At 67.5% G+C, this 23,389-nt stretch carries 26 protein-coding genes; 22 read left to right on the top strand and 4 right to left on the bottom strand.

Features of this window, described 5'->3' with window-relative positions; translation table 11 throughout:
• Window position 1 precedes the first annotated feature (1 nt).
• Together ACFPOB_RS08675 and ACFPOB_RS08680 are read right to left on the bottom strand one after the other, a co-directional pair.
• Complete coding sequence (locus ACFPOB_RS08675; RefSeq protein WP_377797521.1) at window positions 2-1,924, bottom strand: methylmalonyl-CoA mutase family protein; 1,923 nt, start codon at window positions 1,922-1,924, stop codon at window positions 2-4.
• Window positions 1,925-2,170: 246 nt separating this feature from the next.
• Complete coding sequence (locus ACFPOB_RS08680) at window positions 2,171-2,557, bottom strand: DUF2267 domain-containing protein (protein WP_137882452.1); 387 nt, start codon at window positions 2,555-2,557, stop codon at window positions 2,171-2,173.
• 150 nt (window positions 2,558-2,707) lie between these two features.
• On the opposite strand from ACFPOB_RS08680, the gene ACFPOB_RS08685 reads away from it, so the two are divergent.
• The 11 genes from ACFPOB_RS08685 (at window position 2,708) to ACFPOB_RS08735 (ending at window position 12,688) form a co-directional block, all read left to right on the top strand.
• Window positions 2,708-4,243, top strand: a complete 1,536-nt coding sequence (locus ACFPOB_RS08685; RefSeq protein ID WP_377797522.1) for a helicase HerA-like domain-containing protein — start codon at window positions 2,708-2,710, stop codon at window positions 4,241-4,243.
• 27 nt (window positions 4,244-4,270) lie between these two features.
• The gene (locus ACFPOB_RS08690; protein WP_377797523.1) at window positions 4,271-5,383 is read left to right on the top strand and encodes a hypothetical protein; all 1,113 of its coding nucleotides are present in this window, start codon (window positions 4,271-4,273) and stop codon (window positions 5,381-5,383) included.
• A gap of 96 nt (window positions 5,384-5,479) precedes the next feature.
• Complete coding sequence (locus tag ACFPOB_RS08695; protein ID WP_377797524.1) at window positions 5,480-6,862, top strand: M20/M25/M40 family metallo-hydrolase; 1,383 nt, start codon at window positions 5,480-5,482, stop codon at window positions 6,860-6,862.
• The gene (locus tag ACFPOB_RS08700) at window positions 6,859-7,440 is read left to right on the top strand and encodes an LOG family protein (RefSeq protein ID WP_092160392.1); all 582 of its coding nucleotides are present in this window, start codon (window positions 6,859-6,861) and stop codon (window positions 7,438-7,440) included. The genes ACFPOB_RS08695 and ACFPOB_RS08700 overlap by 4 nt, the downstream gene beginning before the upstream one ends.
• Before the next feature lie 153 nt (window positions 7,441-7,593).
• Window positions 7,594-7,995: a hypothetical protein gene (locus ACFPOB_RS08705; RefSeq protein ID WP_377797526.1), complete on the top strand. Its 402-nt coding sequence runs from the start codon at window positions 7,594-7,596 to the stop codon at window positions 7,993-7,995.
• Window positions 7,976-9,241 (top strand): DNA-packaging protein, encoded by a 1,266-nt coding sequence (locus ACFPOB_RS08710; RefSeq protein WP_377797940.1) that lies wholly within the window; start codon window positions 7,976-7,978, stop codon window positions 9,239-9,241. Before ACFPOB_RS08705 ends, ACFPOB_RS08710 begins: the two co-directional genes overlap by 20 nt.
• 111 nt (window positions 9,242-9,352) lie before the next feature.
• Window positions 9,353-10,525, top strand: a complete 1,173-nt coding sequence (locus ACFPOB_RS08715; protein ID WP_377797528.1) for a phage portal protein — start codon at window positions 9,353-9,355, stop codon at window positions 10,523-10,525.
• Window positions 10,522-10,719: a hypothetical protein gene (locus ACFPOB_RS08720; protein ID WP_377797530.1), complete on the top strand. Its 198-nt coding sequence runs from the start codon at window positions 10,522-10,524 to the stop codon at window positions 10,717-10,719. Before ACFPOB_RS08715 ends, ACFPOB_RS08720 begins: the two co-directional genes overlap by 4 nt.
• Window positions 10,719-10,889, top strand: coding sequence for a hypothetical protein (locus ACFPOB_RS08725; protein WP_377797532.1), 171 nt, complete (start codon window positions 10,719-10,721; stop codon window positions 10,887-10,889). The genes ACFPOB_RS08720 and ACFPOB_RS08725 overlap by 1 nt, the downstream gene beginning before the upstream one ends.
• Window positions 10,886-11,410, top strand: coding sequence for an HK97 family phage prohead protease (locus ACFPOB_RS08730; protein ID WP_377797533.1), 525 nt, complete (start codon window positions 10,886-10,888; stop codon window positions 11,408-11,410). The genes ACFPOB_RS08725 and ACFPOB_RS08730 overlap by 4 nt, the downstream gene beginning before the upstream one ends.
• 36 nt (window positions 11,411-11,446) lie before the next feature.
• Complete coding sequence (locus ACFPOB_RS08735) at window positions 11,447-12,688, top strand: phage major capsid protein (protein ID WP_377797535.1); 1,242 nt, start codon at window positions 11,447-11,449, stop codon at window positions 12,686-12,688.
• A 6-nt stretch (window positions 12,689-12,694) separates the two neighbouring features.
• On the opposite strand, the gene ACFPOB_RS08740 is transcribed toward ACFPOB_RS08735, so the two are convergent.
• Both ACFPOB_RS08740 and ACFPOB_RS08745 read right to left on the bottom strand, forming a co-directional pair.
• A complete protein-coding gene (locus ACFPOB_RS08740) occupies window positions 12,695-13,570 on the bottom strand; it encodes a S1 family peptidase (RefSeq protein ID WP_377797537.1) in 876 nt (291 codons plus the stop codon).
• Between the two features lie 57 nt (window positions 13,571-13,627).
• Entirely contained in the window at window positions 13,628-14,401 is a 774-nt protein-coding gene (locus ACFPOB_RS08745; protein WP_092156219.1) for a S1 family peptidase, read from the bottom strand.
• A 74-nt stretch (window positions 14,402-14,475) separates the two neighbouring features.
• Between ACFPOB_RS08745 and ACFPOB_RS08750 the strand changes: the two genes are divergently transcribed.
• Genes ACFPOB_RS08750 through ACFPOB_RS08800 form a run of 11 tightly spaced genes read left to right on the top strand, consistent with a single transcriptional unit; the run spans window position 14,476 to window position 23,376 of the window.
• Complete coding sequence (locus ACFPOB_RS08750; protein WP_377797539.1) at window positions 14,476-15,045, top strand: head-tail connector protein; 570 nt, start codon at window positions 14,476-14,478, stop codon at window positions 15,043-15,045.
• Complete coding sequence (locus tag ACFPOB_RS08755) at window positions 15,045-15,389, top strand: phage head closure protein (RefSeq protein WP_377797541.1); 345 nt, start codon at window positions 15,045-15,047, stop codon at window positions 15,387-15,389. The genes ACFPOB_RS08750 and ACFPOB_RS08755 overlap by 1 nt, the downstream gene beginning before the upstream one ends.
• Window positions 15,386-15,796, top strand: a complete 411-nt coding sequence (locus ACFPOB_RS08760) for a DUF3168 domain-containing protein (RefSeq protein ID WP_377797542.1) — start codon at window positions 15,386-15,388, stop codon at window positions 15,794-15,796. The genes ACFPOB_RS08755 and ACFPOB_RS08760 overlap by 4 nt, the downstream gene beginning before the upstream one ends.
• A gap of 16 nt (window positions 15,797-15,812) precedes the next feature.
• Entirely contained in the window at window positions 15,813-16,223 is a 411-nt protein-coding gene (locus ACFPOB_RS08765; protein ID WP_092156223.1) for a phage major tail protein, TP901-1 family, read from the top strand.
• An 11-nt stretch (window positions 16,224-16,234) separates the two neighbouring features.
• Window positions 16,235-16,588 carry a gene transfer agent family protein gene (locus ACFPOB_RS08770; RefSeq protein WP_092156224.1) on the top strand — a complete coding sequence of 118 codons (354 nt, stop codon included), beginning with the start codon at window positions 16,235-16,237 and terminating at the stop codon, window positions 16,586-16,588.
• Window positions 16,585-16,809 carry a phage tail assembly chaperone gene (locus tag ACFPOB_RS08775; RefSeq protein ID WP_377797544.1) on the top strand — a complete coding sequence of 75 codons (225 nt, stop codon included), beginning with the start codon at window positions 16,585-16,587 and terminating at the stop codon, window positions 16,807-16,809. Before ACFPOB_RS08770 ends, ACFPOB_RS08775 begins: the two co-directional genes overlap by 4 nt.
• Before the next feature lie 13 nt (window positions 16,810-16,822).
• Window positions 16,823-17,425: a phage tail tape measure protein gene (locus tag ACFPOB_RS08780; protein ID WP_377797546.1), complete on the top strand. Its 603-nt coding sequence runs from the start codon at window positions 16,823-16,825 to the stop codon at window positions 17,423-17,425.
• Between the two features lie 33 nt (window positions 17,426-17,458).
• Window positions 17,459-18,100, top strand: coding sequence for a phage distal tail protein, Rcc01695 family (locus ACFPOB_RS08785; RefSeq protein WP_377797547.1), 642 nt, complete (start codon window positions 17,459-17,461; stop codon window positions 18,098-18,100).
• A gap of 10 nt (window positions 18,101-18,110) precedes the next feature.
• A complete protein-coding gene (locus ACFPOB_RS08790) occupies window positions 18,111-19,001 on the top strand; it encodes a DUF2163 domain-containing protein (protein WP_377797548.1) in 891 nt (296 codons plus the stop codon).
• Window positions 18,998-19,444, top strand: coding sequence for an NlpC/P60 family protein (locus ACFPOB_RS08795; protein WP_377797550.1), 447 nt, complete (start codon window positions 18,998-19,000; stop codon window positions 19,442-19,444). The genes ACFPOB_RS08790 and ACFPOB_RS08795 overlap by 4 nt, the downstream gene beginning before the upstream one ends.
• Window positions 19,444-23,376 (top strand): baseplate multidomain protein megatron, encoded by a 3,933-nt coding sequence (locus ACFPOB_RS08800; RefSeq protein WP_377797551.1) that lies wholly within the window; start codon window positions 19,444-19,446, stop codon window positions 23,374-23,376. Before ACFPOB_RS08795 ends, ACFPOB_RS08800 begins: the two co-directional genes overlap by 1 nt.
• The last annotated feature ends 13 nt before the right edge of the window (window positions 23,377-23,389 follow it).

Below are 23,389 nucleotides of genomic sequence, written 5' to 3' on the forward strand. Positions count from 1 at the left end.
CCTATCCCTTGTTCGTGCTGACCGGGGATATGGCGATCGCTAGCGCATCCTGCAGCACGGCGATGGCGTCGCAGCCGGCGGAGATGAAGTTCGTCACTCCGGCCTGGCGCAGCGCCGCTTCCAGTTCGCCAGGGCGGCCGGCGAGCCAGACCGTGGCGCCCGCCGCGGTCAGCGCCTGCGCTGCGGGGGCCGCCTCAGCGGCATAGCTCTCGTCGGAGCCGCAGAGGCAGGCGAGTTTCGCTCCGGAAGCGCGGAAGGCTACAATGAGCGCGTCGAGATCGGTCGCGCCGGCCTTGGCGAAGCCGTCGCCGGAGGGTGCGGCGATGCCGCCGGCCTCGAACAGGTTGCGGGCGAAGCCGGAGCGCGCGGTGAACCCGGCGATCGGGCCCAGCGTGGCGAGGAAGGCCTTCGGTCGCTCACCGGCGGCTTGCGCGATATCGGCGCTGGCGCGCAGTGCCTCGAACGGCTCGGCCAAACGGATGCTCGGCAGGGCCTCGACAGTGATCGCAGCACCGGTCGCGTCGTTGCCGGGCATGGGGGGCGGCGGAGCCAGCACCGAAACCGAGGCTTCCGACAGATTCGGAAATTCGCTCGTGCCGGTGATTGGCTCGCGTCGGGTTGCGATGGCCTTGGCCCGAGCGTCGCGCTCGCGCGCCAGCCCCTTCTGGATATGGCCGTTGGCGAGCGCGCCGACGATCCCAGTCAGGCCATCGGCGCTTTCCGCCTCAAGGTCCTGGAACTTGCGCCAGCCCTGCTCGCACAGCGCCTGCGTCAACGCCTCGAAGCCACCGGCCCCGGCCGCCGGATCGGCGACGCGCCCGAGATTGGCTTCTTCGAGCAGGATCAATTGGGTGTTGCGGGCGATGCGCCGTGCGAAGCCGTCGGGCAGGCCGAGCGCCGCGGTGAAGGGCTGGACGCCGATCGAATCGGCGCCGCCGACTCCGGCCGAGAAGGCGGCGATGGTGCCGCGCAGCAGGTTCACCCACGGGTCGCGCCGGGTCAGCGAGCGCCAGGCGGTCTCGGCATGGATGAAGACAGGTTTGGGATCGAGCCCGCAGGCTCGCTGCACCCGGTCCCAGAGCAGGCGTGCCGCCCGCAACTTGGCGACGGTGATGAATTCGTCGGCATCGGCGACCAGCGTGAAGGAAATGGCGTCGCGCGCCTCGGCGAGCGGGAGCCGTTCAGCTTCCAGCAGGCGCATATATGTCACCGCCGTCGCCAGCACGGCGCCGAGCTCCTGCGCCTCGGTCGCGCCGGCCTCGTGCCAGACGCGGCCATCGGCGGCGAGGAAGGGGCCGGCGAAGCCGCGCGCTTTCAGCGCGGCGATCGTCTCGGCAATGCGCTCGCCGAGTTCGGGCAATGGCACCGCGAGCGCGCCCGAGCTTGCGAGCACGCCGATAGGCTCCATGCCGAAATCGATCTGGAGGGAGGAGGGGGCATGGCCGCGCTTCTCGGCCAGATCGGCCAGCAGCAGCGCCTGCTTGCGGCCTCCGGGAGCAGGATCGAGCCGTGTCCGGACGAGGTCGAGCATGACGCCGTCTAGGGCAGCATCGAACGCCTCGACAGATGTCGCGGTGAGACCGAAACCGCGCGCCGCCGGCGCGCCGGCGAAAGCCAGGCTGAGGGAATCGGCACCACCTTCCAGCTCGGCGAGGGCGAGCCTCGACGCTTCAGTTGTATCCGGGTGATCGACGCGCGCCGCGACGCGCCAGCGTCCGGCCTCTGCGCGCAGGGGGCGTGCGCCTTGCTCGGTTGCCGCCTCGTAGAGCGGTTCGATGCGGATCCCGTCCGTCGTGCGTCCGACCAGCTTCTTCTCGAAATCGGCGCCCTTCAGCACCTTGTCGACCGCCGCGCGCCACTGCGCCTCGCCCGGCGTCGGGAATGCGTCCATGAAGGGCAGATCGGCGAGGACTGTCGAGGTCATCAGCAACGAACTCCTTGCATGCGTTCCTCCCGCCATGTCCGTCGGGCGGTGGAACACACGCCAATTGGCGGCCCATTGTGCAACCGCGAAGTCCTGATTGCCATGGCTCGGCGCGAACGCAAATGCCCCCTTGGTCGGAAAGCCGTGCCGAAATGCGTAATCCCGCGACAGGGAACGCCTATGCCTGCAAACGAAAACGCCGCCCGATAGGGGCGGCGCTACCGTATTTCGAGGGGGTAGTTCCGCTCAGACGAACTGGCCGAGGCCCGGGATCGCGCCGACGATCGCGCCCATCGTGTCCTCGCCCGCCTTCTCGCGGCCGACAGCGAACATCTCCTTGGAGACGCTCTGGATCTGGCCCATAGACAGGCCGGCGCCCATCAGCTGGCCGCCGAGCGCCATGACACCGCCACCGCCGCCCATCATGCCGCCGATCGTGCCGAGCAGGCCGCCCTTGGCGCCGCCTTCCGCATCGGCGAGCTCCTGTGCACCCGGCAGCGCCGCCATCAGCTGGCCGATCTCGGCCGCGGGGCCTTCCTTCTGCAGGAAAGCGAGGATGATGCCGATCGCCTTCTGCGCCAGCGACTGGTCGAGGCCGGAAGCGGCCATGATGCGGGAGATCAGTTCATCCATCGTGCGGTCCTCTGATGCTGAGCCTTCGGGTGCTCTGAAAATAGTTTACACATAAACCATCTGCGATGGAAGCGATCTTCATGCTTCCGCCCAACTTCTCGTTTCGCTACACCCTTTCCACGACCTTATGGCAACGGAACAGGCGCGACCATGGCGGATGACGGCACGATCCTGATCGGCAAGAGCGAGAAGCCGGAGGTGCTGCTGCTCAAGCTCGCCAACCGCCACGGGCTGGTGACCGGCGCGACCGGCACCGGCAAGACGGTGACGCTGCAGGTGCTGGCGGAAGGCTTCGCCAGGCATGGCGTGCCGGTTTTCGCCGCCGACATCAAGGGCGACCTCTCCGGCATCGCCGCGCCCGGCAATTCCAAGCCGCCCTTCGTCAAGCGCGCTGAGGAGCTGGGCGTAAAATACGAGCCCGACCAGTTCACCACCGTGTTCTGGGACGTGTTCGGCGAGCAGGGCCACCCGGTCCGCGCCACGATCTCGGAGATGGGGCCGCTGCTGCTGGCGCGCCTGCTCGACCTCAACGACACGCAGGAGGGCGTGCTCAACATCGCCTTCCGGATCGCCGACGAGCAGAAGCTCTTGCTGCTCGACCTGAAGGACCTGCGCGCGATCCTCAGCTTCATCGCCGAGAACGCGCAGGAGCTGACGACCAAATACGGTAACGTCACCTCTGCCTCGGTCGGCACCATCCAGCGCGCGCTGCTCGTGCTGGAGAACCAGAAGGGCGACCTGTTCTTCGGCGAGCCGGCGCTCGACATCAACGACCTGATGAAGACCGACCGCGACGGCCGCGGCATCGTCAACATCATGGCCGCCGACAAGCTGATGGCCAATCCCAGGCTCTACGCCACCTTCCTGCTCTGGCTGCTCTCTGAACTGTTCGAGCAACTGCCGGAGGTCGGCGACCTCGACAAGCCCAAGCTCGTCTTCTTCTTCGACGAGGCGCATCTGCTCTTCAACGGCGCGCCCAAGGCGCTGCTGACGGCGGTCGAGCAGGTGGTGCGCCTGATCCGCTCCAAGGGCGTCGGCGTCTATTTCGTCACCCAGAACCCGCTCGACATTCCCGACACCGTGCTGGCCCAGCTCGGCAACCGGGTTCAGCACGCGCTGCGCGCCTTCACGCCGCGCGACCAGAAGGCGGTGAGGGCCGCGGCCGAGACCTTCCGCCAGAACCCAAAGATCGACACCGAGCAGGCGATCACCCAACTCGCCGTCGGCGAGGCCCTGGTCTCGACGCTTGAAGGCAAGGGCTCGCCGACCATGGTCGAGCGCTGCCTGATCGCCCCGCCGATGGCGCAGGTCGGCCCGATCACGCCGCAGGAGCGGACGCAGTGCATGCGCGCCTCCGGCTTCACGGGTAAATACGACACTATGGTCGACCGGGACTCGGCCTATGAGGCGCTGATGAAGCGCAAGGGGATGAACGCCGACGGCTCGCTTGTGGAGGCGTCGACCGAAGGGGGCGGCGGCATCCTCGACACGATCGGCGGCTGGCTCGGCGGCCCGAAGGAGCGCCCGAAGACCGGGCCGGGCAGCCGTGGTGGCCCGCTGCCGCAGAGCATGACCGAGAAGATCATCACCTCGGCGGCGCGCTCGGCCGCGACCTCGATCGGCCGGCAGGTCGGCAACGCCATCCTGCGTGGTGTGCTCGGGAGCCTTACAGGCGGCCGGCGGTAGTATGCCGGCTGAGCAATGAAGAGACTCGTGTACCTTGATAGTCACTTTTTATCTCGTGAGGTTGAGTCTCCGGGATGGCTTTCCGATCGTATGCTCAACGATGACGATGTTTGTTTTGTATTTTCTTCTATCCATTATTTAGAGGCAATGCCGCGAGGTGCCATCGAGGCACGAGAATTAAGTTTGTCCAAAAAAAGACTTGAGCTTATTGCGGGTTTTCGATCAAAAATTTTCGTTTCGCCAGTGCACGAGATTCTTCAAGGAAAGATCGTCCAATCGGCGTCGATCTCTTCCATAACGTGCAAGCAGAAGGATGTATTTGGAGAACTGGGCCTCGGAGTTGCCCGAAGCTCTGTTATTAAGAAATTAGCCAATAAAATACAAGAGAATGAGACATTTCAAGCGCTTCCTCGATCCCGTAGGCGTGCGCTTGTTTCCGGTTTTAAAGCTCAGAAAATCGGAAATGTCGATGTGGTTGATGCGATAAGGTGCGCTTTCGAGAGCTCAAAGCGGGGTGTGCAGGTATCTTGCCCTGAGTTGTTACCAATATTCTCAGCGGGAGGCATACTTGATTGGATTTTAGGCAAAGTTTCCGATCGGAGTTTTTCGGATTTGTTTTATGGACTCTTGTCGAAGCCTGAAGTGTTCTGCTTTACAAATTTTGACGATGATGAAATTGGCGCGCTGATTGCGAATTTTAGAGAGACTCTAGATGGTATGGTCATTTCGTTGGTGCTTAGACTTAAAAAGATGGAGAGCTATCTTGTTGAGTTGGCAGAAGAGAAAAATATTAATCAAAGAGCAATAAAATCTACGATTTTGGATGTAATTCCGAAGATCGCTGCCGAGTATGTTGGTAATGGCGCGGCAAGTGAGATATTAAAAGCCCAACTAGAGCGCCTTTTCATGGTGGTCGCCGGAAAAATTTTTATCGAGCTTGACAAGGCGGGAGTAGGAAAATTCAGAGATGGTATAGTTAAGAATGATATTTGTGATATATTGCATACGATGTATCATGGATATGTTGATGTATTTTGTTGTGACAAAGGAACAAAATACATTCTCGATAAAAACGTCCCCGGACGTGCCATCGTATGTAAGAATGACATAGAATTACGGCGAGCGATTTCCGCGGCATAAGGCTCGCTCCGCGCATTCGCCATGCATCTGGACGGCTGGCATCCGGCGCGTGACTGGGCATGATGACGCCATCGGAATCAGCCTCCAGTGAGCGCCATGTCCCAGCTTCCTACTATCCTCTCCCGCCTCGACGCCGATCTCGACGCTTCGCTGGCTCGCCTGTCATCCTGGCTCGAAATCCCCTCGATCGGGACCGACCCGGCCTTCAACGCGCAGACGCGCCAGGCAGCCGAATGGCTGCGGGCCGACCTCGAAGGCCTCGGCTTCAAGGCCGAATTGCGCGAGACCGGCGGCCACCCGGTCGTGCTGGCGCATCGCCCGAAACCCGGCGCGCCGCACGCGCTGTTCTATGGCCATTACGACGTCCAGCCGGTCGATCCGCTGGAGCTTTGGGACAACGATCCGTTCAAGCCGACCGTCAAGGAGATCGAGCCGGGGCGGAAAGCGATCCTCGCGCGGGGCGCCTGCGACGACAAGGGTCAGGTGATGACCTTCATCGAGGCGATCCGGGCGACGCTCGCGGAGACCGGCGACCTGCCGATCGGCCTCACCATCCTGGTCGAGGGCGAGGAGGAATCCGGCTCGGTCAACCTGCCGGGCTTCATCAAGGCCAACGCCGCCGAGCTGAAGGCCGATTTCGCGCTGGTCTGCGACACCGGCATGTGGGACCGCGTCACCCCGCTGATCACCTCGACCCTGCGCGGCATGGTCTATCAGGAGGTGCGCCTGAGCGCCGCCGACCGCGACCTGCATTCAGGCCTGTTCGGCGGTGCCGCCGCGAACCCGATCCATGTGCTGACCAAGATCGTCGCCGAGATCCATGACGAGACCGGCCGGATCACCATCCCCGGCTTCTATGATGGCGTGCACGAGCCGACCAATGCACAGAAGGCCGAATGGGCCGATCTCAACCTGACCGAGAAGGAGTTCCTCGGCCAGGTCGGGCTGAAGCACTCGGTCGGCGAGAAGGGCCGCATGCTGATCGAGCAGATCCAGTCGCGCCCGACCTGCGACGTCAACGGCATCTGGGGCGGCTATACCGGCGAGGGCAGCAAGACCGTCATCCCGGCCAAGGCCTCGGCCAAGGTATCTTTCCGCCTCGTCGGCGACCAGGACCCGGCGAAGATCACCGCCGCCTTCCACCAGTTCGTGCGCGAGCGCCTGCCGGAGGATGTGACCGCCGAGTTCATCAGCCATTCCGGCTCGCCGGCGTTGGCGGTTCCGGTCGATTCTCCCGTCCTGCAGAAGGCGCGCAAGGCGCTTGCCGAGGAGTGGGGCGGCCGCGTCGTCTCGATCGGCAGCGGCGGCTCGATCCCGGTCGGCGGCGACTTCAAGCGCACGCTCGGGCTCGATACGCTGTTCGTCGGCTTCGGCCTAGACGACGACCGCGTCCATTCGCCGAACGAGAAGTACGATCTTTCGTCCTTCCACAAGGGTCAGCGCTCCTGGGCCCGCATCTTGCAAGAACTCGCCTCATGAAATCGGTCTGTGTCTTCTGCGGCTCGAGCCCGGGCCATGATCCCGTCCATGCCGAGGGCGCCCGCGCCATGGGCACGGTCATCGCCAAGCGCGGCCTGACGCTGGTCTATGGCGGCGGCGCCGTCGGACTGATGGGCATCGTCGCCAATGCCGCGCTCGAAGCCGGCGGCGAGGTCCATGGCGTGATTCCCCGCGCCCTGCGCGAGAAGGAGGTCGGCCACAACAAGTTGACCCGGCTCGAGGTGGTCGAGACCATGCACATCCGCAAGGCGCGCATGGCCGAGCTTTCCGACGGGTTCATCGCCATGTCCGGCGGCATCGGCACCTTCGAGGAGATCTTCGAGATCTGGACCTGGAGCCAACTCGGCATCCACGGCAAGCCGCTCGGCTTCCTCAACATCGACGGCTTCTACGACGCGCTCTTCGCCTTCCTCGACAACACGACCAAGGCCGGCTTCATGTGGCAGGCCCATCGCGACATGGCGATGATGGAGACCGATCCGGCGGCCCTGCTCGACAAGATGGACGCCTACAAGCCGCAGACCCAGATCAAATGGGTGGAGAAGACGGAGGTTTGATTGCCTTCCGCAGGATAGGAATTTTATCCTTGACATCGTGACGCTGATCGGGTAGAGATCAGGAACGCTCACGAAGTGTGCCTGAGACGAACGAAGCCGCCGCGCTGCCCAGCCGGCGGCTTTTGCGTGTCCGGGGCCGAGCCGAGGTTTTCGATGACCGACGAGAATGATGAAACCGCCCCGGCTCTGCCGGCGGCGAAGCGCAAGCCTGCACGGAGCGGCGGCCGCAAGACTGTGATCGGCAAGCTCTGGAAGGCGGCGCAGACGCAGCTCGAAGCGCATGAGGCGCATCTGGCCGAACTGCCGGCCGGCACCGCCGCGAGCGAAACCGACGCCAAGACGCTGGCGACGCTGGCCCGCACCGTGCGCGAGCTGGTCGCGCTGGATTCTGCTGCGGCGGGGGAGGGAGGAAAGTCCGAGGATGAGCCCAGTCCCGCCGAAGGATTGCGCCGGGTCGATGAGCTTCGCAGCGAGCTTGGACGCCGTCTTGCGGCGCTTGCCGCCGAGGAGGCGGGCGCGGCTGGTGCGTCGCCTCATGGAGACGGCGTCACCTGAAGAGCAGCAGATCATCCTGACGACTTGGGCCACTTGGGCACGCGCTGATCAGTTTCCCGTCTCGTGGGATGACTGGTTCAGCTGGCTGGTCCTCGGCGGCCGCGGTGCCGGCAAGACGCGAACCGGCGCCGAATGGGTACGGGGCATGGCGCTGGGGCGGTGGCCGTTCGCAGTCGAGCCTGTTGGCCGCATCGCCCTCGTCGGTGAGACGCAAGGACAGGTTCGCGATGTGATGATCGAGGGCGTCTCCGGACTGCTGGCGATCCACCATCGCTGGGAGAAGCCGGTCTGGTCGCCATCGCGGCGCCGGCTCGAATGGGGCAATGGCGCGATCGCGCAGGTGTTTACCGCCGAGGACCCGGAGGGACTCCGCGGGCCGCAATTCGGTGCCGCCTGGTCCGACGAACTGGCGAAATGGCCGAACCTTCAGGAGACCTGGGACATGCTGCAGCTCGGCTTGAGGCTCGGCGACCGGCCGCGCCAGGTGGTGACGACGACGCCGCGCCCGCTGCCGCTGATCAAGCGGCTGCTCGACGATCCGCGCGTCGCCGTCAGCCGCGCGGCGACCCGCGCCAACCGCTTCAACCTGGCGCAGAGCTTTCTCGACAGCGTGCATCAGGCCTATGGCGGCACCCGGCTCGGCCGGCAGGAACTGGAAGGCGAGATCGTCGAGGAGAGCCTTGACGCGCTCTGGAGCCGGGCGCTGATCGAGGAAAGCCGCGAGCGCGAGGCGCCACCGCTGGCACGGATCGTCGTGGCGGTCGATCCGCCGGCATCTTCGTCGAAACGGGCCGATAGCTGCGGGCTCGTCGCGGCCGGCATCGATCGCGACGGCCTCGGCCATGTGCTGGCGGATGCAACGCTCGCCGGTGCCAGGCCGCATGAATGGGCGCAAGCCGCCGTCGCGCTCTATCGCCGGCTGGAGGCCGACGCGCTGGTCGTCGAGGTCAACCAGGGCGGCGAGATGGCGACAAGCGTCATCCGCGAGGTCGATCCGGGCGTGCCGGTAACGCCGGTTCGGGCCTCGCGCGGAAAATTTCTGCGCGCCGAGCCGGTGGCGGCGCTCTATGCGCAGGCGCGGGTGCGTCATGCCGGCGCCTTTCCGGCGCTGGAGGACGAGATGTGCGATTTCGGCCCGACAGGGCTGAGTTCTGGCCGTTCGCCCGACCGGCTCGACGCGCTGGTCTGGGCGCTGACGCATCTGATGCTCGGGCCGAAGGGCCGGCCGCGGGTGAGGGGGCTTTAGGAACAACCGTCATTCCCGGACCGCGAAGCGGAGCCGGGAATCTCAGGACCATCTTGCATGAGATGCTCGGGTCAAGCCCGAGCATGACGTGCTCTTCATAGCGAGAAACCCATGCTCAATTTCCTTCGCAGCCTGCGCGGCCTTGCCGCGCCGGAACAGAAACGCTCGCGTGTCGGGCCGTTGATCGCCCTGCACGAGGCCGGCCGCCCGGTCTGGACGCCGCGCGACTACGGCGCCCTGGCGCGCGAGGGTTATCAGCGCAATCCCGTCGTGCATCGCTGCGTTCGGCTGATCGCCGAGGCGGCGGCGCAGACGCAGCTGATCGCCAAGGTCGGCGGGCGCGAGATGCCGGAGCATCCGGCGCTGGCGCTGATCGAGCAGCCCAATCCGCGCCAGGGCGGCATCGCCTTCCGCGAGATGCTCTACGGCCATCTGCTCGTCGCCGGGAATGCCTATGTCGAGGCGGCAAGCATCGGCCGCGAGCCGCGCGAGCTCTATGCGCTCCGGCCCGACCGGATGCGGGTGGTGCCTGGCCGCGACGGCTGGCCGGAAGCCTATGACTATACGGTCGGCGCGCAGACGATCCGCTTCCGCCAGGACGAGGGCGGGCTGCCGCCGATCCTGCATCTGTCGCTGTTCCATCCCGTCGACGACCATTACGGCCTCTCGCCGGTCGAGGCGGCCGCCTGCTCGCTCGACGTCCACAATGCCGCCGGTGCCTGGCATAAGGCGCTGCTCGACAATGCGGCGCGGCCTTCCGGTGCGCTGGTCTATGACGGGCCGGAAGGCGGTACGCTGACCGAGGCGCAGTTCGAGCGGCTGAAGCAGGAGCTTGAGGACGGTTTCCAGGGCGCGCGCAATGCCGGGCGCCCGCTGTTGCTCGAAGGCGGGCTCGACTGGAAGCCGCTGTCCTTGTCGCCGGCCGAGCTCGATTTCGTGGCGGCCAAGGGCGTCGCGGCGCGCGAGATCGCGCTCGCCTTCGGCGTGCCGCCGCTGCTGCTCGGCCTGCCTGGCGACAACACCCATGCCAATTTCGCCGAGGCCAACCGCGCCTTCTGGCGCCAGACGCTGATCCCGCTGGTCAGGCGCACGGCGCAGTCGCTGGCGCAATGGCTGGGCCCCGCCTTCGGCGATGCGCTTGTGCTCGAGCCCGATCTCGATGCGGTCGAGGCGCTGGCGGATGAGCGGGAATCGCTCTGGCGGCGGGTCTCCGCTGCCGGCTTCCTCAGCGAGGACGAGAAGCGCGAGGCGGTCGGCTATGGCCGCCGGGATGTGCCGTCATGAGCCCGTTCGACGCAGCCGCGGCAGGGATCGTCGCACGCGGCGATCTCGGTCATCTCGCCCTGCTGCTCTGGGCCTTCTGCGCCTCGGGGCTCGCACTCTTCGCCTTGCGCGAGCTGATCGCCGCCAACCGGCGCTTCGACGAGTTCGTGCGCGAACTCGCCCGCTTCAACGCCCGCTACGAGGGAGGGGATTGATGAGCAAGACTGGTGGCAAAGTGCCGCCCAGGCCGGCTCCGGCAACGGTGAGATCGGGCGCGGCCGCGCCGCGCCCCGGCCGCCAGCCGCGCGAGGTATTCGGCCGCTTCTTCGAGACGCTGGGACAGCTCGATACGAATAGTCGCGGCGGGCGGGGAGGGGCGCGATGACAGCCGTTACGCCCCGCTATCCCGCACTGGCGCGCGAAGCCAAGTTCCTGGCGCAGCCGCTGGCCCGGATCGAGCCGGACGGTGCTTTCGAGGGCTATGCCAGCCTGTTCCGCATCGCTGATCTCGGCAAAGACGTGGTCGAGCCCGGCGCCTTCCGCGAGTGCCTCGCTCGCCGCGGGGCCGGCGGCATCCGGATGCTCTGGCAGCATGACCCGACCGAGCCGATCGGCCGTTGGCTTGAGCTGCGCGAGGATTCGCGCGGCCTCTATGTCCGCGGCCGGCTCTCGCTCGCCGTGGCGCGGGCCCGCGAGCTGCATGCGCTGATGCGCGACGGCGCCGTCGACGGGCTCTCGATCGGCTTCCGCTCGCAGCGCGCTCGCAACGAGCCGCGAAGCGGCCTGCGCCGGCTCGAGAAGGTCGACCTCTGGGAGATTTCGCTCGTCACCTTCCCGATGCTGCCGCAGGCAAGGGTCAGCGCCGTCAAGGCGCTGCGCCCCTCCTGTCGTGCCGCCCTTGTCTGAAAACCCACCTGAAGCCGCAGAACCACAGGAGATTCCATGACTGCGCTGAACCAGGCTCCCGAGACCAAGGCGACCGGCGAGGCCGCCGCTGTCTATGACGATCTGCGCTACACGCTGGAGGCCTATCGCGCCACCAATGACGAGCGCCTGGCCGAGCTCGAGACCCGCATGGGCGGCGACGTGCTGACCGGCGAGAAGCTCGCTCGTCTCGACGATGCGCTCGACGAGACCCGCCGCCGGCTCGACCGGCTGAGCCTCGACAGTCGCCGCCCGGCGTTGGGTGCGAGCGAGGAACGCGATCCGGCCGTGGCCGAGCACAAGGCCGCCTTCGCCTCCTATGTTCGCCATGGCGAGGCGACCGGGCTGAAACGGCTCGAAGCCAAGGCGCTTTCCGCCGGCTCCGGCCCGGATGGCGGCTATCTCGCACCCTCGACCGTCGAAAGCGAGATCCTGCGCCGCCTGGCGACGGTGTCGCCGATCCGCTCGATCGCGACGGTGCGCACCATTTCCTCCGGCACCTACAAGAAGGCGTTCTCGACCACCGGCCCGGCCTCCGGCTGGGTGGCTGAGACGGCGGCGCGTCCGCAGAGTGGCACGCCGACGCTGGCCGAACTCTCCTTCCCGGCGATGGAACTCTATGCCATGCCGGCGGCGACGCAGACCCTGCTCGACGACGCCATCGTCGATATCGACCAGTGGATCGCCGAGGAGGTCGAGAGCGCCTTCGCCGAACAGGAAGGGGCCGCCTTCGTCACCGGCGATGGCGTCGACAAGCCCAAGGGCTTCCTGGCCTATCCGACCGTCGCCGACGCGAGCTGGAGCTGGGGCAATATCGGCACGCTGAAGACCGGTGTCGCCGGTGCCTTCGCCGCCTCGACCCCGTCCGACATCCTGGTCGATCTCGTCTATGCACTGAAGGCCGGCTACCGCCAGAACGCCAGCTTCGTGATGAACCGCAAGACGCAGGCTGCCGTGCGCAAGTTCAAGGACTCGACCGGCCAGTATCTCTGGCAGCCGCCGGCCGCGGCGGGCGCGCAGGCGACGCTGCTCGGTTTCCCGGTGGTCGAGGCCGAGGACATGCCGAACGTCGCGACGGATTCGGTCTCGATCGCCTTCGGCGACTTCCGCCGCGGCTATCTCGTCGTCGACCGGGCCGGCGTGCGCATCCTGCGCGATCCCTATTCCGCCAAGCCGCATGTGCTGTTCTATACGACCAAGCGGGTCGGCGGCGGCGTGCAGGACTTCGCCGCGATCAAGGGGCTGAAGTTCTCGGCCTGATCGGCGCTAGCGGCCGAACCACCAGCTGTAGCTCGCGTTGGGGCGCGCTTCCTCGCGCGCCTGGCGCGGCTCGTCACCATAGGTGAGCAGGCGCTCGCTCGCCTCGGCGATCCAGGCCCGATGGTCGCTGATCGGGGTGATCGCGGTGAAGCCGCCGCAGATCATCTTGACGCGCGAGCTGAGCGGCCCGCTCGACCAGGAGACGATACCGACGAGATCGCGCGATCCCGGCGGGCCGCGCAGCACCGGACCACCGGAATCGCCACGGCAGGCGCCGGCGCCGAGGACCTCGCCGCGGTTCTCGGTGTCGACCGCGACTTTCACCGTATTGGCGGTGGTGTAGTTGCCGGCGTTGACCAGGGTCACCTCGCGCAGGGTGCGCGCGGTCCTCTTGTTGGTCTCCGAAGCGAGGCCGAAGCCGGCCATGGTCACGGTCTCGCCCTGCCAAAGCCCGCTGCCCAGTGTCAGCGGCTGGATGTCGGCCGGCAGTGGCGCCGCGAGGCGCAGCAGCGCGAGATCCGCCCCGGGCTGGGTGCGCGGCGTCGTGCCGGGCACGAAAGTCGGGTGCGGCAGCACGGCCGCCACAGCGTGCGTGCGGTTGCGGAAGCGCTTGTCGAGGCTGATGACGCGGACCGAGCCGCCGGTCATCAGGCAATGCGCCGCCGTGAGCACCAGCTCGGAGGAGATCGCAGCGCCGGAGCAGAGCTCGCCCCGGCTGGTCTCGACCCGCAAGGTCGAGGCGCGAACGCCGTCGACTGCGCGCGAGGTCACGCCACCGATCACGGCCTGAGCCGGCACGGTCATCTGCAGGCCGGCGCAAACGGCGATCGCGACGGTCGCGGCGCGCTTTGAAGAGGTCATGGTCGAGGCCATCGTTGCCATGGTGCCACTCTATGGTTTGTCGCGGCGCAGTCCAGTGCTCTTCGCGCCTGCGGAGAATCAGGGGGCGTCAATCCAATTGGCGCTCTCGCCCCAGCTGGACAAGGTGCGATCGATCCAGCCGCGCTGCGGCGCGACCAGTACGCCCTGGCTGAGCAGGCCACATTGCTTGCCGGAGGGGCCGGTCGACCAGCTGGAAACCGCGACGACGCCGTCCGAGCCTGCGACGATCGGCCCGCCGGAATCGCCCTGGCAGGCGCCGGCGCCCGGTCGCTTGCCGCCGGTCGCCGGATCGGACGCCCAGAGCAGGATCTTGCCGGGTCCGTACGGCTCGACGGTGGCGAGCGCGGCCGACCGGTAGGTGCCGGTCGTCTTCGCTTCGCCCTCGCGCGCGACGCCGTAGCCCGAGAGCGTCACCGGCGATCCGGCGCGCGGCAGGCCGCCATCGACGAGCGTCGCCGTCGAGAAGCGTGCCGGCAGCGGCGCAGCGAGCCTGACCAATGCGAGGTCGATCGAGCGCTGCCGGTTCGTGACGGATTTGGCGTTGAATTCGGGATGCAGGGCGATTGCCGCCGGCTCGACCAGGACCGGCTCGCCGGCTTCGCGCCAATGGACGCGCAGGTCGACACGGGAATCGGCGCAATGGGCTGCCGTCAGGATGACGCGGCGTGACAGCACGATGCCGGTGCAAACGCCGCCGCGCGCATTGAGAACCATCACGGTCGCGCCGGCGATCGGGCCGCCCTCACGCCCGCCGACCACGGCCGATACGGGCCAGGGTGCCGCGAATGCCGCTGCCAGGGCCGCCAGTCCAATCGCCGTTCTGCCACGCATCGAGCCGCCTCCGCTGTCGGGCCGGGCTCGATAGCGCATTGGCGGCGCCGTTCAAACCCGAAAGAGGAGAGATCATGACGCCGCTTGCTTTGACGCCGCCGGCGATCGAGCCGGCCTCGCTCGCGGAAGCCAAGGATTTCCTGCGGATCGTCGCCGACGACGAGGACGAGCTGCTAGGGACCTTGATCACCGCGGCCAGGCTGATGATCGAGGCCGCTTCCGGCCACCTGCTGATCGAGCAGGGCTGGCGAATCGTGCTCGACGCTTGGCCGCAGTGCAGCGAGATCCGCCTGCCGCTCTCGCCGGTGCTCAGCCTCACGGCCGCGCGCGTCCATCCTGCGAGCGGGCCGGCCGAGCCGATCATGCCCGCGTCGCTCGTTCTGGTCGCCGGCTCCGACCCGCCGCTGATCGCGATCGCCGGTCCGGTTCCGGTGCCGGGCCGTGCCCGCGCCGCGATCGAGATCGACCTTGCTGCCGGCTTCGGCGCGACGCGCGACACGGTGCCGGCGCCGCTGCGGCAGGCCGTGCTTCGGCTGGCTTGCCGTTGGTTCGAGCATCGCGGCGACGTGGTCAGCCGCGACGCCGTCCGGCTGCCGGCTGAGATCGCCGCGCTTGTCGCTCCCTTCCGCCGGGTGCGGCTGTGATGATCCGAGAGACCGGCAAGGCTCGCCCCGTCGGCGCCCTGCGTCGCCGCCTGCTGCTGGAGGCACCCGTCGAAATGCCGGACGGCGCCGGTGGGCGGCTCACCGTCTTCGAGACGGTTGCCGCGGTCTGGGCTCAGGTTGAATGGCTGTCGGGCAATGAGCGCTGGCGCGGCGAGCGGCCCGAGCAGGCGGTGAGCCATCGCATCACCTTGCGCTGGCGCGCCGGCATCGATGCCGGCCAGCGCCTGCGCGATGGCGAGCAGGTCTTCGACATCCGCGCCGTCGGTGATCCCGATGGGGGCCGAAGGCGCCTGGTCTGCCTGGTCGAGGAGGTCGGCCGATGAGCGACGCCATCCTGCCGCTGCGGCGCGTCGTCCAGGCGCATCTCTCCGCCGATGCCGGGCTGACGGCGTTGATCGGGGCGGGGCGCATCCATGACGAGCCGCCACGAGGCGCGAGCGGGCTCTACGTCGTCCATGGCGAGGTCACGGCCGAGGACTGGTCGACCGGCAGCGACCGCGGCTGCGAACAGAAGCTCTCGCTCGTCGTCTGGGCCGGCGAGAGCGCGTCCTCGCGCAAGGCGCTCGAGGCGGCGGCGCGCATCGTCGCCAGCCTGGAAGGCGCCGCACTCGCGCCGGAAGGCCACCGCCTGGTCAATCTGACCTGGCTGTCCTCGAAGCTCGCGCGCGATCCCAAGACCCATCTGCCGACTGTGACGCTGACCTTCCGGGCCGTCACCGAGGCGCTCTGACACGAAAGGACCGCCCATGCCTGCCCAGAAAGGCAAGGACCTCTTGCTCAAGGCCGCCGATGCCGGCGGCAGCTTCGTCACTGTGGCGGGCCTGCGCGCCCGCCAGATCGCCTTCAATGCCGAGACAGTCGACGTCACTCATGCCGAGTCGGCCGGACGTTGGCGCGAACTGCTCGCCGGGGCCGGGATGCGCCGCGCCAGCATCAGCGGCGCCGGCATCTTCAAGGACGAGGCCTCGGACGCGCTGGTGCGCCAGATCTTCTTCGACGGGGCGATCCGCGACTGGCAGGTGATCGTGCCCGATTTCGGCACAATCACCGGGCCGTTCCAGCTCTCGACGCTGGAATATCGCGGAGACCATGCCGCCGAGGTCACCTTCGAATTGTCGCTGGAATCGGCCGGCCAGCTGAGCTTCACGCTCACCTAGAGGAGAAGCGCATGGTCAATCGCTACAGGGGCGAGGTCGCCCTGATGGTCGAGGGCCGGCCGCTGCCGATGCGGCTGACGCTCGGTGCGCTCGCCGAACTGGAGGACGCGTTTTCGGTCGAGAATCTGCCGGCGCTGGGTGAGCGCTTCGCTGCCGGGAGGCTTTCGGCCCGAGATATCGCGCGGATCCTGGCGGCTGGCCTGCGTGGCGCCGGGGGGACGCTGGCTGCTGACGAGGTCGCGGCACTACCTTTCGACGGCGGTCTCAACGGCGCCATCGGGGCCGCGATCGCTTTGCTCGATGTGACGTTCGCTCCAGCGGACGAGGGGACGCCCGCCCGCCCTCCGGTGCCGCCGGTCGCATGAGTGCTCCGGCGGCCGCTGCCTTCCCATGGCGCGAGGTGATGGCTTTTGGCCTGGGACGCCTGTGCTGGGCGCCGGATGCGTTCTGGTCCGCCACTCCCCACGAAATCCTCGCAGCGATCGAGTCTCATCGAGCGCCGCCGGCCGGCGAGGCGCCGTCACGTACGACGCTGGATGCCCTGATGCGGGCTCATCCGGACCCCGCTTCCCGTAACGACGAGTGAAAAGGTCGGGCCGATGGCTGATGAAGACGATTCCTCTTTTTCTTCCTCCTTCGATGTCGGCGGCTTGCGCTCGCTGAACACGCTGACCCAGAGCCTGTCCAAATCGGCACAGGCCTTCGGCAAGTCGATTACTACGGCCTTCGCCAGCGGTATCGTCGAGGGCAAGCGCTTCGAGGACGTGCTGCGCAGCATCGGCACGTCGCTGAGCCAGAGCCTGCTGAAATCGGCACTCAAGCCGCTGCAGAACACGATCTCGAGTTGGCTCGGTTCCGGCATCAACAGCCTGGCTGGGCTCTTCACCGGCGGCATGGGCGGCGGTGGCGGCAGCTCGCCGGTCTCGTTCTTCGCCGATGGTGGTGTCGTCGCGGCGCCCTCCTATTTCGCCATGGGGCGCGGGCTCGGGCTGATGGGGGAGCGCGGGGCGGAGGCGATCATGCCGCTGTCGCGGGGCCCCGACGGCAAGCTCGGCGTGCGGGCCGGCGGTGGCGGCGATCGGCGCCCGGTCAGCGTCATCGTGCAGGTCTCGACGCCTGATGCCGACAGTTTCCGCCGGTCCGAGGCGCAGGTCTCGGCGGCGATCGCGCGGGCCGTGGCGCGCGGCAGCCGCGCGCTCTGAGGCTCGCACCGTGACAGGACAGGGAGAGGCGGCATGAGCGGCTTCCACGAGGTGCGCTTTCCCACGGGGATCGCGCGTGGCGCGCGCGGCGGGCCGGAACGGCTGACCCAAGTGGTCACGCTGGCCTCGGGCCGCGAGGTCCGCAATAGCCGCTGGGCGCATTCGCGGCGACGCTACGATGCCGGCTTCGGCATCCGCACGCTCGACGCGCTTGCCGAGGTCGTTGCCTTCTTCGAGGAGAGGCGTGGCAGGCTCTACGGCTTTCGCTGGCGCGACCAGCTCGACTGGAAGAGTTGTGCCCCGTCCGCGACGCCCGCAGCCAGCGACCAGCAGATCGGTGTCGGCGATGGGGCGGCGCGGGCCTTCCAGCTCTGCAAGCTCTATGGTGGCCTGCACGCACCTTATCTCCGTCGCATCGGCAAGCCCGTGCCCGGTACGGTACTGATCGCGGTCGATGGCGTGGTGCAACCACAGCCAACCGCCGTGTCCTGCGACCACGCCACCGGCCAGGTCACCTTCGCAGTAGGCCATGCTCCTCCTGCCGGCGCCCTGGTCAGCGCCGGCTTCGCCTTCGACGTGCCCGTGCGCTTCGACACCGATGTGATCGAGGTCGATCTGTCGGCTTTCGAGGCGGGCGACATCCCCAAGATCCCGATTATCGAGATCGCCGATTAGAGGCTTTGCCATGCGGACACTCTCTCCTGGGCTCGCCGCGCATGTCGCCGGCGAGGCGACCACGCTTTGCCGTTGCTGGAGTCTCACTCGTCGCGACGGTGCCGTACTCGGCTTCACCGATCATGACCGCGATCTTTCGTTCGACGGCATCGTGTTCCGCGCGAATGCCGGCCTCGATGCCGCCGAAGCCAGCTCCGAGCTCGGCTTCGCAACCGGCGGCGGCGAAGTGCTCGGAGCCTTGGCGACGAGCGGATTGAGCGAGGCGGATCTGTCGCGCGGCCTGATCGACGATGCCCGCGTCTCGCTCTGGCTGGTCAACTGGGCCGACCCCGGCCAGCGCACCTTGCTCGAAACCGGCTTCGTCGGCGAAGTGAAACGCAGCGACAGCAACTTCATCGCCGAGGTGCGAGGGCTCGGCAAGGCTTTCGACGAAGAGCGCGGCCGGCTCTACACGGCGAATTGCTCCGCCGATCTGGGCGATACCCGTTGCGGCGTCACTCCGGGCTCATCGCCGGCCACTGTGGTGGCCACCGATGGACGGCTGTCGATCACGGCGCCGGCTCTGTCCGATTATGGCGACGGCTACCTCAGTGGCGGCTGGCTTGTCTTCACCGCGGGCGACAACACCGGCTTCGCCACCGAGATCCGCAGCCATCGCGCGGATGGCGGAACTGTCGTGCTGCAACTCTGGCAGGCCGCGCCGCAACCGATCGCGGTCGGCGATGCCTTCACGGCCCAGGTCGGCTGCGACAAGCGTTTCGCCACCTGCAGTGCCAAATTCGGCAATGGCGTCAACTTCCGCGGCTTCCCGCATTTGCCCGGCAACGACTTCATCATCGGGGGAACCGGGAGCGGCAGCCCCGGCGCTGGGCCGTTCGATGGCGGGAGCCTGTTCCGATGACCGACGCCGATGTCCGGCGGGCTCGCATCGTCGCGGCCGCACGCTCGTGGCTCGGCACGCCCTATCATCATCAGGCGTCGCTGCGCGGGGTAGGTTGCGACTGTCTCGGCCTGGTGCGTGGCATCTGGCGCGATCTCTATGGAGGCGAGCCGGAACCGACCCCGCCCTATTCGCTCGATTGGGCGCAGCAGGGTGCAGGCGAGACGTTGGCGCTCGCCGCCGAACGGCATCTGCGGCCGACAAGCGCAAACGCCGCGCTGCCGGGCGATGTCCTGCTCTTCCGCTGGCGCGTGCATCTGCCTGCGGCGCATTGCGCCATCCTGACGGAGCCGGACCGCATTCTGCACGCCCATGACGGTGCTGCGGTCGGCGAGGTCGCGTTCACCGGCTGGTGGCGTCGCCATCTCAGCCATGCCTTCGCTTTTCCGGAGCTCGACGCCTGATGGCCACGCTCGTTCTGCAGGTCGCCGGCTCGGTCCTCGGCGCCGTCGTCGGTGGGCCGTTCGGGGCCATCGTCGGTCGCTCGCTCGGTGCACTTGCCGGCGCCCGGCTCGACCAGGGCCTGTTCGGCGGCGGAGGCGGCACGCGCGTCGTCGAGGGGCCGCGCCTCAAGGAGATCGACGGCATCGTCTCGACAGAGGGGGCGCCGATCCCGCGCGTTTACGGCCGGGCCAGGCTCGGTGGCCAGCTGATCTGGGCGACGCGCTTCGACGAGGACGTGACGACCACCGTCACTCGCACCAAGGCCGGCGGCAAGGGCGGGCAGAAGGCGCAGAAGACCTACGAGACCACCTACAGCTATTATGCGAATCTTGCGGTCGCGATCTGCGAGGGGCCGATCGCGTTCGTGCGCCGCATCTGGGCCGACGGGCGCGAGATCGACTTCAATGCCGTGACCCTTCGCGTTCATCGTGGCTTCGAGGACCAGGAGCCCGATCCGCTGATCGCCGCCAAGGAAGCCGGGGCGGCGCCGGCCTATCGCGGGACGGCCTATGTCGTGTTCGAGCGCTTTCCGCTTGTGGCTTACGGCAATCGTGTGCCGCAATTCTCCTTCGAGGTGGTGCGCGCCGTCCCCGGCCTCGGCGAGATGATCCGCGCCGTGACGCTGATCCCGGGCGCGAGCGAGTTCATCTACCATCCAACCCTGGTCAACCAGGAGCCGGAGGCCGGCGTCACCATTGCCGAGAATCGGCATCAGCTCCACAGCGGCAGCGACATCGATGGCGCCATCGGTCACCTTCTGGCGCTCTGCCCGAACCTGCGCCGCATCTCGCTTGTCGTCAGCTGGTTCGGTGATGATCTGCGCGCCGGACATTGCACCATCGCGCCGCGCGTCGAGATCGCCGCGAAGAACACGCCGGGGGTGCTGTGGTCTGTCGCCGGTCTCGATCGCGCCAGCACGCGTCTCGTCAGCCAGTCTAGCGGCAGGCCGGCTTATGGGGGCACGCCATCGGACGACAGTGTGATCGCTTTGATCCGCCGTCTGCGCCACGTCTACGGGATCGAGGTGGTTCTCTATCCTTTCGTGATGATGGACGTGCCGGCCGCAAATGCATTGACGGACCCTCATACCGGCAACCCTTCCCAGCCACCCTATCCCTGGCGCGGCCGCATCACCTGCTCGCCCGCACCGGGCCAATCCGGATCGCCAGACGGCACGTCGACGGCGGCCGAGCAGATCGGGAACTTCCTCGGCGTCGCGACCGCGGCGCATTTCTCGCTCGATGGCGACAGGGTCGTCTGCGGCGTGCCTGGCGAGTGGAGCTTCCGACGTGCCGTGCTTCACGCGGCGATGCTCGCCAAGGCCGCCGGCGGCGTCGAAGGGTTCATCATCGGGTCCGAGCTGGTCGGCCTGACGCGCGTGCGTGGGACTACGGGCTCCTATCCGATGGTCGACGGGCTGGTCGCGCTCGCGGCCGAGGTCCGCGCCATCCTGCCGGCTCCGACAACGCTGGTCTACGCTGCCGACTGGACCGAATATGGCGCCCATGTGCGGGACGGCGGGCAGGAGGTCGGCTTTCCGCTCGATCCGCTCTGGTCGAGCCCGGATATCGACGCGATCGGAATCGACTATTATGCGCCGCTCTCCGACTGGCGGGACACGCCGGACCACGCCGATCTCGCCATCGCGCGCAGCCCTGCCGATGTCGACTATCTGCGCGGCGGCCTGACCTCCGGCGAGGGCTACGAATGGTATTACGCCGATCTCTCCGGCCGTCAGGCCCAGGCGCGGCTGCCGATCAGCGATGGCGCTTTCGGCAAGCCCTGGGTCTTCCGGCAGAAGGATCTGCCGAACTGGTGGCTGAACCGGCATGTTGAACGGTCGGGCGGGCATGAGATCGGCACGACCGCTTGGGTGCCAGGTTCGAAGCCGATCTGGCTGACCGAGATCGGCTTGCCTGCCGTGGACAAGGGCGGCAATTCCCCGAACGTCTTTCCCGATCCGAAGTCGTTCGACGGTGGCTACCCGCATTTTTCGACGAGAGCGCGCGACGACCTCGTCCAGGCCCGAGGACTAGAAGCGATCCTGTCGGGCTTCGATCCCGTGCTCCCGGGCTTCGCGCCACAGCGCAATCCGATCTCGCCTTGGCTCGGTTTCCGCATGGTCGATCCGGCCAATATCTTCGTCTGGACTTGGGACGCCAGGCCGTTTCCGGCCTTTCCCGATCTGATCTCGGTCTGGGCGGACGGGACGAACTACCAGACCGGCCATTGGATCAATGGCCGCCTCGAAGGCGTCACCCTGGACAGGCTGGTGCGGGCGATCCTCGCGGACTATGGCCTTCCGGAAGCGCACGAGATCGCCATCGATGGTTTCGTCGACGGTTATGTCCTCGACAGGCCGATCTCGGCGCGGCAGGCGCTGGAGCCACTGTCTCAAATATTCGGCTTCGATGCCGTCATGTCTTCCGGCCGGCTCGTGTTCCGGGGGCGCGCTGCCAACGTGGCGCGCGCCCTTTCGGCCGACGATCTGGTCCTCGATCGCAACGGTCAGCCTTACGAGTTGCGCCGGGCCGAGGAAAGCGAGCTGCCCCACGAGTTGCGGTTGATCCACATCGACGGGAACGACGATTATCGGCAGGCTGCCGCCCGTTCGCGGCGCCTCGCCGGGGCAGCGCGGCGTGAGAGCGCCGTCGAGCTGCCCGTGGTCACGCGTCGGGCCGAGGGCCAACGCCTTGCCGAACAGCGGCTGCAGGAGATATGGGCAGGTCGCGAGACGCTCGAGCTGGAGCTGTCGCCGCGCTGCATCGATCTCGAAGCAGGCGATATCGTCTCCTTGGAGGTCTCTGGCCAGGCGCGCCTGTTCCGGCTGACGCGGATCAGCGACGGCCCGACGCGGCGTGCCGATGCGCGCTCGGTCGAGCCGGCCATCTACCGCGGCGCTGCGGCAGAAGGGGCGGAGGGCGAGCGTCCTCCGAAGGCGACTCCGCGGATCGCGGGACGGCCGGACGCGTTGATCCTCGACCTTCCGATCGCACGGGAACCGCAGCCGCCGCTGCAGTCGCTTGCTGCCTTCGCCGATCCCTGGCCCGGAGGGCTTGCGATCTGGCGCGCCGCCGAGGGCGCATCGTTCGCATTGGCGGGCATCGTCGCGGCACCCTCGATCATGGGCGAAACCTTGACCACGCTCATGCCTGGGCCGCTTTGGCGGACAGATCGGCACGCTTCGGTCGATGTGCGGCTGAGGGGCGGCAATCTCGCCTCGGTCGCGCCAGAGACTGCCCTCGCAGGAGCCAATGCGCTCGCCTTCATGGATCCGGCCGCAGAGGTCGAGATCGCGACGGCGGCTCGGGTCGAGCTGATCGGCGCGCAGACATTCCGGCTGTCGCAGATAGTGCGTGGGCTCGGCGGCTCGGAGGCGGCGGCGGCGCGAGTGCTGGCTCCAGGTGCGCGCGTGGTCGTGCTCGACGGAGCGGCCGTCCTGCTGTCGGCGGGGCTTGATGAGATCGGCCGCCCCCTTCGCTATCGGATCGGCCCACCGGATGCGGATGTCGCCTCCGCATCGATGCGCGAACTCTCGACGACGGTCGGGACGGCGCCCCTGCGCCCCCTCTCACCCGTACGCGTCCGGGCCCGCCGCCTTCCGGCCGGCGTTCTCCTGAATTGGATCCGGCGTAGCCGCATCGACGGCGATTCCTGGGACGCGGTCGAGGTCCCGCTCGGCGAGGAGATCGAGCGCTACCGCGTGATACTGCGCGCCGGCGGAGTGATCATTCGAAACGTCGAGGTCGACGCTCCAGCCATGCTCTACGAGGCGGCACAGGAAATGGCCGATTTCGGGGAGCCTCAGGGCGCGCTCGACGTCGAGCTGGCACAGCTCAGCGTCGTCGCGGGGGCCGGCCTTTCGCGGCGTGGACTTATCACGGTCCGCTAAGCTAGCCTCACGC

This window comes from Allobosea eneae (assembly GCF_042657265.1).
GTDB classification, from domain to species: domain Bacteria; phylum Pseudomonadota; class Alphaproteobacteria; order Rhizobiales; family Beijerinckiaceae; genus Allobosea; species Allobosea eneae.

Excerpts from the sequence above, each read along its gene's own strand:
- ACFPOB_RS08680 (WP_137882452.1), bottom strand. The coding sequence starts at position 2,557 with ATGGATGAACTGATCTCCCGCATCATGGCCGCTTCCGGCCTCGACCAG.
- ACFPOB_RS08695 (WP_377797524.1), top strand. The coding sequence starts at position 5,480 with ATGTCCCAGCTTCCTACTATCCTCTCCCGCCTCGACGCCGATCTCGAC.
- ACFPOB_RS08735 (WP_377797535.1), top strand. The coding sequence starts at position 11,447 with ATGACTGCGCTGAACCAGGCTCCCGAGACCAAGGCGACCGGCGAGGCC.
- ACFPOB_RS08775 (WP_377797544.1), top strand. The coding sequence starts at position 16,585 with ATGAGTGCTCCGGCGGCCGCTGCCTTCCCATGGCGCGAGGTGATGGCT.
- ACFPOB_RS08785 (WP_377797547.1), top strand. The coding sequence starts at position 17,459 with ATGAGCGGCTTCCACGAGGTGCGCTTTCCCACGGGGATCGCGCGTGGC.
- ACFPOB_RS08745 (WP_092156219.1), bottom strand. The coding sequence starts at position 14,401 with ATGCGTGGCAGAACGGCGATTGGACTGGCGGCCCTGGCAGCGGCATTC.
- ACFPOB_RS08675 (WP_377797521.1), bottom strand. The coding sequence starts at position 1,924 with ATGACCTCGACAGTCCTCGCCGATCTGCCCTTCATGGACGCATTCCCG.
- ACFPOB_RS08760 (WP_377797542.1), top strand. The coding sequence starts at position 15,386 with ATGAGCGACGCCATCCTGCCGCTGCGGCGCGTCGTCCAGGCGCATCTC.
- ACFPOB_RS08700 (WP_092160392.1), top strand. The coding sequence starts at position 6,859 with ATGAAATCGGTCTGTGTCTTCTGCGGCTCGAGCCCGGGCCATGATCCC.
- ACFPOB_RS08770 (WP_092156224.1), top strand. The coding sequence starts at position 16,235 with ATGGTCAATCGCTACAGGGGCGAGGTCGCCCTGATGGTCGAGGGCCGG.
- ACFPOB_RS08685 (WP_377797522.1), top strand. The coding sequence starts at position 2,708 with ATGGCGGATGACGGCACGATCCTGATCGGCAAGAGCGAGAAGCCGGAG.
- ACFPOB_RS08790 (WP_377797548.1), top strand. The coding sequence starts at position 18,111 with ATGCGGACACTCTCTCCTGGGCTCGCCGCGCATGTCGCCGGCGAGGCG.
- ACFPOB_RS08765 (WP_092156223.1), top strand. The coding sequence starts at position 15,813 with ATGCCTGCCCAGAAAGGCAAGGACCTCTTGCTCAAGGCCGCCGATGCC.
- ACFPOB_RS08730 (WP_377797533.1), top strand. The coding sequence starts at position 10,886 with ATGACAGCCGTTACGCCCCGCTATCCCGCACTGGCGCGCGAAGCCAAG.
- ACFPOB_RS08740 (WP_377797537.1), bottom strand. The coding sequence starts at position 13,570 with ATGGCAACGATGGCCTCGACCATGACCTCTTCAAAGCGCGCCGCGACC.
- ACFPOB_RS08705 (WP_377797526.1), top strand. The coding sequence starts at position 7,594 with ATGACCGACGAGAATGATGAAACCGCCCCGGCTCTGCCGGCGGCGAAG.
- ACFPOB_RS08725 (WP_377797532.1), top strand. The coding sequence starts at position 10,719 with ATGAGCAAGACTGGTGGCAAAGTGCCGCCCAGGCCGGCTCCGGCAACG.
- ACFPOB_RS08780 (WP_377797546.1), top strand. The coding sequence starts at position 16,823 with ATGGCTGATGAAGACGATTCCTCTTTTTCTTCCTCCTTCGATGTCGGC.
- ACFPOB_RS08800 (WP_377797551.1), top strand. The coding sequence starts at position 19,444 with ATGGCCACGCTCGTTCTGCAGGTCGCCGGCTCGGTCCTCGGCGCCGTC.
- ACFPOB_RS08795 (WP_377797550.1), top strand. The coding sequence starts at position 18,998 with ATGACCGACGCCGATGTCCGGCGGGCTCGCATCGTCGCGGCCGCACGC.
- ACFPOB_RS08715 (WP_377797528.1), top strand. The coding sequence starts at position 9,353 with ATGCTCAATTTCCTTCGCAGCCTGCGCGGCCTTGCCGCGCCGGAACAG.
- ACFPOB_RS08710 (WP_377797940.1), top strand. The coding sequence starts at position 7,976 with ATGGAGACGGCGTCACCTGAAGAGCAGCAGATCATCCTGACGACTTGG.
- ACFPOB_RS08755 (WP_377797541.1), top strand. The coding sequence starts at position 15,045 with ATGATCCGAGAGACCGGCAAGGCTCGCCCCGTCGGCGCCCTGCGTCGC.
- ACFPOB_RS08720 (WP_377797530.1), top strand. The coding sequence starts at position 10,522 with ATGAGCCCGTTCGACGCAGCCGCGGCAGGGATCGTCGCACGCGGCGAT.
- ACFPOB_RS08750 (WP_377797539.1), top strand. The coding sequence starts at position 14,476 with ATGACGCCGCTTGCTTTGACGCCGCCGGCGATCGAGCCGGCCTCGCTC.